Annotated in this window: 6 protein-coding genes; 3 read left to right on the top strand and 3 right to left on the bottom strand. The window is 41.3% G+C overall.

Features of this window, described 5'->3' with window-relative positions; genetic code table 11:
* Positions 1-37 precede the first annotated feature (37 nt).
* From IH879_17800 to IH879_17810, 3 genes are all read left to right on the top strand, one after another.
* Positions 38-1,357 carry a LysM peptidoglycan-binding domain-containing protein gene (locus tag IH879_17800; GenBank protein MCH7676777.1) on the top strand — a complete coding sequence of 440 codons (1,320 nt, stop codon included), beginning with the start codon at positions 38-40 and terminating at the stop codon, positions 1,355-1,357.
* Between the two features lie 138 nt (positions 1,358-1,495).
* The gene (locus IH879_17805) at positions 1,496-2,071 is read left to right on the top strand and encodes a cyclic nucleotide-binding domain-containing protein (GenBank protein MCH7676778.1); all 576 of its coding nucleotides are present in this window, start codon (positions 1,496-1,498) and stop codon (positions 2,069-2,071) included.
* Positions 2,072-2,370: 299 nt separating this feature from the next.
* The gene (locus IH879_17810; GenBank protein ID MCH7676779.1) at positions 2,371-3,438 is read left to right on the top strand and encodes an AI-2E family transporter; all 1,068 of its coding nucleotides are present in this window, start codon (positions 2,371-2,373) and stop codon (positions 3,436-3,438) included.
* Between the two features lie 162 nt (positions 3,439-3,600).
* Here IH879_17810 and IH879_17815 read toward each other — a convergent pair whose 3' ends face one another.
* The 3 genes from IH879_17815 to IH879_17825 all read right to left on the bottom strand — a co-directional run.
* The gene (locus tag IH879_17815) at positions 3,601-4,959 is read right to left on the bottom strand and encodes a hypothetical protein (protein MCH7676780.1); all 1,359 of its coding nucleotides are present in this window, start codon (positions 4,957-4,959) and stop codon (positions 3,601-3,603) included.
* 254 nt (positions 4,960-5,213) lie between these two features.
* Entirely contained in the window at positions 5,214-5,450 is a 237-nt protein-coding gene (locus tag IH879_17820) for a DUF1059 domain-containing protein (GenBank protein ID MCH7676781.1), read from the bottom strand.
* 364 nt (positions 5,451-5,814) lie between these two features.
* Positions 5,815-6,224 (bottom strand): hypothetical protein (locus IH879_17825; GenBank protein MCH7676782.1); only part of this gene is annotated, 410 nt, incomplete at its 5' end.

A 6,224-nucleotide genomic window follows, 5' to 3' on the forward strand; every position in this document is an offset into this window, starting at 1 on the left:
CGCGAGTCTTGTTATAAAGAGCAACCTTATTGGAGGTTTGGTCAAAGGACGGGTTTTTGATCAAGAAACAAACAAGGGTGTTCCGCATGTTATTCTCAGAATTAATGAAGCGATCGCGGTAACGGACAGGCGGGGTAACTTCATTTTCGATTCTTTAAAGCCCGGTAAGTACTCCTTTACTGTGAAGAAGCTAAGCCTTCCCGGAGATAAAACCACTGTTGAAAGAAATCCCCGCTCTATCGACATCCTCAACGGTGAGGAAACATACCTTTCGGTCGCACTTACGGGAGCTGCAACTCTTACTGGAAAAGTCAATGTTTATCCCTTTGGAAAAGAACAGCAAAGCCTATACGCCTCAAATGAAAATAATGACTCGGGTATTGCCAGCGAAGAGAAGGAATTAGCCGAAGGATTTGGTTTAGGCGGCGCTCTGGTTGTGCTTAGTAATGGCTCCGAAACGAAACGCCGTCGCACAGATGAATCAGGCCAGTTTACATTTACCAACTTACCTCAAGGCAAATGGAGAATTAGCGTTAAAGATAAATACTTACCCGCTAATCATCATCTTGATGAAAACAGTGTAGAGGTTAATGTTCTGAGCGGTCAGGAAAACCATGCGCTGGTTGGGGTTCTACCCGGGAAAAAAATTGTTTCTCCGGCCCTCTTGTTTGCCGAAGCCGATGTTAAGAAGAAAGCAAATGTTGAAAATGTGAAACTGCCGCAAAGCCGTTCGCCTCAACCCAAAAAATCTATGGTGAGCGTTTCATCAGCAAAAGCCGAACAATCTGAAGTGAAACGTTATATTGTCCGTTCGGGCGATTGGCTTTCTACAATTGCAGAGAAGTTTTATGGAGACGCCATGAACTACTCTGCAATTTTCGCAGCAAATAAGGACGTTCTGGAAAATCCCAACAAGATTTACCCTGGACAAGAGCTGCGAATTCCGGATGTAGTTAAGGCGAAACAATACTATACTGTGCGTTCTGGTGATTGGCTTTCTCAAATCGCCGAGAGCTATTATGGCGATGCAATGAAGTATAAAGTGGTATTTGCAGCAAACCAGGATATCGTTGCCGACCCCAATAAAATTTACCCGGGCCAGAGATTAGAAATTCCGGATTTATTAGGAAATACTGAAAATTATACCGTTCGTCTAAATGATTGGCTTTCGAAAATTGCTAAAAGAGCTTATGGTGAGGCAAGTCAATATAGAAAGATTTATGCAGCAAATGGTGGATTGATCCAGGATCCCAATTTAATTTATCCGGGCCAGAACTTGCGAATTCCTTCAGGAACAATAAGTGGTAGGGCGAGTAGTTCAAGGAGAATAAAACCCGGTCTGTCCGATTCCCTCTGATCTTTTTCCCTCAAGAGTTTTACCCGCCCGGAACCGAGAATAATTCTGAATTCCAGAAGCAGCTTATTTCAGTTACATCTTGACTTAGAGATTCGATTTATTTATCTTTTGTAAATTTTAATCATAAGTCGAGTATTAATGGCAGCTAAAAAGAAAAAAACCAACAACTCGTTTTTTAACTTCCATGCCGGTGATGCGGTCTGGGGCAACATCTTTAAAAAGAAAGCCAGTGAAGAAGAAACCACCATGGCAATATTGAAACGGGTTCCGCTTTTCAAGAATATGAAAAATTCCAGCCTGAGAGAATTTGAGAAGCTGCTGCACCGGCGCACGTATAAAGCGGATGAAGCCATTTTCTGGGAGGGTGAACCGGGAGTCGGGATGTATATCGTGCAAGAGGGGACCGTGGCAATTTATAAAGGTAGCTCTGAAAAGGAGCGCGAGGAGTTGGCAAAATTAGCTCAAGGTGAGTTTTTTGGAGAGCTGGCCCTGCTCGACGAATCGCCTCGCTCTGCAACGGCGATGGCCCTAGAGGACAGCAAAATTCTCGGGCTTTTTCGTCCGGACTTGTTAGAACTAATTGACCGCAAACCGAGACTTGGAAACCAGCTTTTGTTCAACCTGTCTTTGTTGATTGGCGAAAGACTAAAACACACCAATGACGAGCTGCAAACCCTCTGGGACAAATTAGAAGACACGAAAGTTATTAAGTAGGGGCTCGGTCCATCCGATTTGAATTCTCTCAGGCAAAAAATATGCAAGCTTACAAAAGAAGCATTCAAGAAACTAACCTGATTAATTCACAAAAAGAAATATAGCAATTGATTCAACATATTAACATTTAAGCAGTTAGATTGTGGATTAATGGATCAATGGAATATTGGATTAATGGCCTCGTTTTCCCCAATACTCCAGCAATCCATTACTCCAATAATCCACTGTTTATAAATAACCTAACCTGCAAAATCCAAAGTCAGTTAGCAATTTTCATGAATAATGCAGGCTAATTAAATATGGAACAACCCCCTGTTTTATCTGTTCGTTTTAATCCCGGGACGATTAAAAAGATCATTGGCGGATTCGTCCTGACACTTGGTTTTGTGGCATTATTAATCCTGATCCCGATTCTGCAATCTGTTGTCACCATTCTTATTATCGCATTTTTCCTCGCCCTTATTTTAAACCCGATAGTCAATTTTATAGAAAACCGCGGCATAGCCAGGTTGTTGGCTTCAGTACTTGTTTTTGCCATGATCATATTCCTGGGCGGCGTTGGGTTTAAATTTCTGGCGCCGCGAATTACCAATGAAATAAAGCAGTTGAGTTCCGGCCTGAATGAACAGTCACCCGGGGAGACTTTGCAGAAACTTCAAGAGAATCTGGGGGATAAGATACCGTTTTTGTCGAACCCGATGATCCAAAAAGAGTTGAAAAAGAAGATCGATGATCTGTTGAAAAAAAGTTTCTCAATGGTTGTGAATGTGTTGTCGGCGGCGGTGTCGATAATTATGCTGGCTTTCATCACTTTTTTTCTGCTCAAGGACGGGCGCCGAATGAAGAAAACGGTGGTGAGTTGGGTGCCAAACCGCTACTTTGAAATGACTTTGATTATTTTACACAAAACCGGCACTCAGCTTGGGCGGTATATTCGTGGTCAGTTACTGGTCGCTTCTATCGTCGGCTCGCTGTCTATTTTCGCTCTCTATCTTTTAGAAATTAAATACGCCTTTTTTATCGGGGCGATGGCCGGCCTGGCGAATATGATTCCCTACTTTGGACCCATTGTTGGAGCTGTTCCGGCCATAATCATGGCGCTTATTCACAACGACGGCTCCCTGGAAATTGTTGCGGTTGTTGCCGTGGCATTTGCCACCATTCAACTTTTTGAAAACATATTTGTCTCACCCTTCATCGTTTCCAAAAGTGTGGAACTCCATCCTCTGACAGTTATTATTGTTATTTTAATCGGCGGGCAGCTTGTGGGGATTTTCGGGATGCTGCTCGCAGTTCCTACCGCAAGCATCATCAAAGTTACGGCTCGGGAATTGCACTGGGGATTAAAGAACTACCGGATTTTTTAGGAGAATTTTCTACTTGTAGGTTCGAAATTCTGTACGAGTTGCACAGCTCTTCAATTCTTTCCAATTAAAGGCATCTTTAGAACCTCAAATGAATTATTAAACATTCCAGCCGTTTCCGCTGCAGTCATGAACTGCATTGGGATGAAAAGTGCATAGATTCCATTAATAGGTTAAAGATGCTCTAAGATAAAAGTCATGGTAGACTGAGCCATGTTCCAAGCTGGGAATTAATCGTTCTCCATGCAAATTCCGTTGGTCGTAGAGAGCGTATCCGCCAGATAACATGAGCCATTTGTTCTGGCGGTAACTCACGTCCAGCGCCAAATCAAGGCGCTTGCCAATGATTGCTTCAAAAGCGGCAGTTATCTTTTCGAATCCCTTTTCCGCACCGAAAGTGAACTCCGTTCGTTTTTCCCCCTCGAACACATATTCAACCGCAAATGGAAACCGCCATGCACCGGATCGATATCCGCTTCTGACTTTGTATGAAAGACCGCTGCGATTCATATAAAAAAGGGTATTGGGTAATTGTACGCCTCGAAATTCCCAGGGATGAAATCGAGATGAATTTCCTGATAACATGTTGAGAAATTGGTAAACTAATTGATAACTGAGGGTACTGGTGAATAGTGAAACTTTGTCGCCTTTACTAATTTTGTCGTTATCAATATTGTAACCTCGACCCTGATAGTAGCTGATTATATTGGTAACATCGTTGAAAACACCCAACCCGGCGGTAGGGTAATTCAGGACTGCTATTTTTCCATTTATATAAGGTAATAAAAATCCGATGTGTCCACCATTGCGATGCATTTCATCTTCGATAAATTCGCTAAAGAGCATTTCATTGTTAAAGCCGCCCATTTGCAGCAAGCCATCCCAACCATTATTGTTTAACTCATTATATAAGGGTGAAAAAAGCGTATCTTCCTCTATGATGATTGTAAAGCCTGTGGCATCAAACAGACTTGACAGATAAAAATAAAATAAATTATCATATAGCTTTACCTCACCTGAAAGTATTGCCTGCTGATCAGCCTCATTTGCGATGGCTGAATGGCCATAAGAGGGTTTAAATCCAATCGCTGCTAACCGAGTACCGTGGCCGTATTCATGGTATGCAAACTGAAAAGAGTTTTTTATAAATATAGATCCGGCAAAAAGCAGTAAGCCATTCGCGACATTCCGCAATTGGTGTGAATCATAAAAAAGAAACTTCTTGTCACCTTTGGTTAAGCTTGTATCGGGTTTTACAATCAAATTCGCCGGTAGAGTGGCCAGATTAAACAATTCGATTCCGAACTGACCGACTGCTTTGTTTGAATAGCCCTGAATGACATAACGGGAATCGAATGACAGGGTACGTTGGCTGGTTAAAGATTGCGCCAAAATATTTTCTGTGTTTAACATAAGGTATGCAATAATCAAAATAGAGATAGAGAATATACGTATCCCAATACTCGTATTCTTTAAATTCTCCATCTTTGAAGTAATTGGTATTTTTCGTCGTTCTTCAAACATTCTCTCTCCCCTCTTCAGGGCCAAAGGTATCGGGTCTAACGCTGATTTAACCGGCCAAACGCGTACCTGACTTCGGTTCAGGAATTGCCTCGTGCGGTTTGGTTCGAGTCGAAACGAATCGTTACAAACGGTTAGATTGTGGTTCGCAAAAAACGCTCTCACAATCTAACCTTATTCGTTAGGTGGTTTTTAACCATAACTTATAGTTTTTATGTAATTAATTTAAAAAGGGCGGTGCTTCTTTTTCTCTTTTTCTAATTCTCAGATAGAGCATCAAATTCTTTTTTCTTATTTTCAAACCAATCTTTCATCGCTTCTGGTTTTTTCATAAGTTCTTGCATTTCATTCATTGCTTTAAGATGCGCTTCATCTTTCTTTTGAAACATTTCCATACCATGTTGTTTGCTCATTTCTGCAATCTCTTCAAAAGAGTTAGCATGAAATTCTTTATCGCATGCCCCTCCGAGTTGTTTGCAATTCATTGTTTTCATATTTTTCTCCATTGTTTAATTTTAATACACCTAACGACGGCGTGAGCCGCGAAGACGACAGCGTACGTAACTTGCTGTTTCAAAAGAACCTCCGAGGGCGCGGAACCGCCTTTAAGAACCTGCCCTTCGTCGGCTGGACGCGATGTTAGAGCCCGGACGCGCTACGCGGCACAGACTTATGACCCGGCGCCACCCAACCCGATGCGAGGCTCTTAATTCCACAAAACTTTCTGAGTACATCCCGACCCTCGGGACTTCTCTGCGACTTACCCGCCGAGTATCCATTTTGTCTTTTTAAAATTTTCGATTTTAACTTTCGTTTCGTGATTGCTTTGGGGGTAGTATGATGCATTGTTAGCAAAAGTTACTTATTGAATGTCATTGAGTTTATCACTTTTTCTAATTCATTTTTCTGTTCATCATTGATAAACGAAATGATTGTATTCATACTAAATCCATTTTGAATCGTTGAATAATATACTTGCTTAATATTAAGTCCCATATAATTAATGGAAAGATTCATCAAATAGAATTCTTGATTATTTATAACTTCTTTTTTAAACTCGTCATCAATGTAGTCATATTGGATCTGTGATTGTTTGAGCAATTTTCGAGAGTGAAATAAATAATCACTTCCTGTCTTAATTCCTGGTGCATTTTTCAAGTTCTCCGCGACTATCATAAAATTCGGATTATATTCTACTGCTGCTCCAACTTCATATTGAAAAACAGCCAATAAAGTGGCAGAATTAATTTCCGAAGTACCAATTACAA

It is taken from the genome of candidate division KSB1 bacterium, from assembly GCA_022562085.1.
Classification (GTDB): Bacteria; Zhuqueibacterota; Zhuqueibacteria; order Oceanimicrobiales; family Oceanimicrobiaceae; genus Oceanimicrobium.

Bases quoted from the DNA above. Each gene is read 5' to 3' on its own strand.
- IH879_17805 (MCH7676778.1), top strand. From the start codon at position 1,496: ATGGCAGCTAAAAAGAAAAAAACCAACAACTCGTTTTTTAACTTCCAT.
- IH879_17810 (MCH7676779.1), top strand. From the start codon at position 2,371: ATGGAACAACCCCCTGTTTTATCTGTTCGTTTTAATCCCGGGACGATT.
- IH879_17815 (MCH7676780.1), bottom strand. From the start codon at position 4,959: ATGTTTGAAGAACGACGAAAAATACCAATTACTTCAAAGATGGAGAAT.
- IH879_17820 (MCH7676781.1), bottom strand. From the start codon at position 5,450: ATGAAAACAATGAATTGCAAACAACTCGGAGGGGCATGCGATAAAGAA.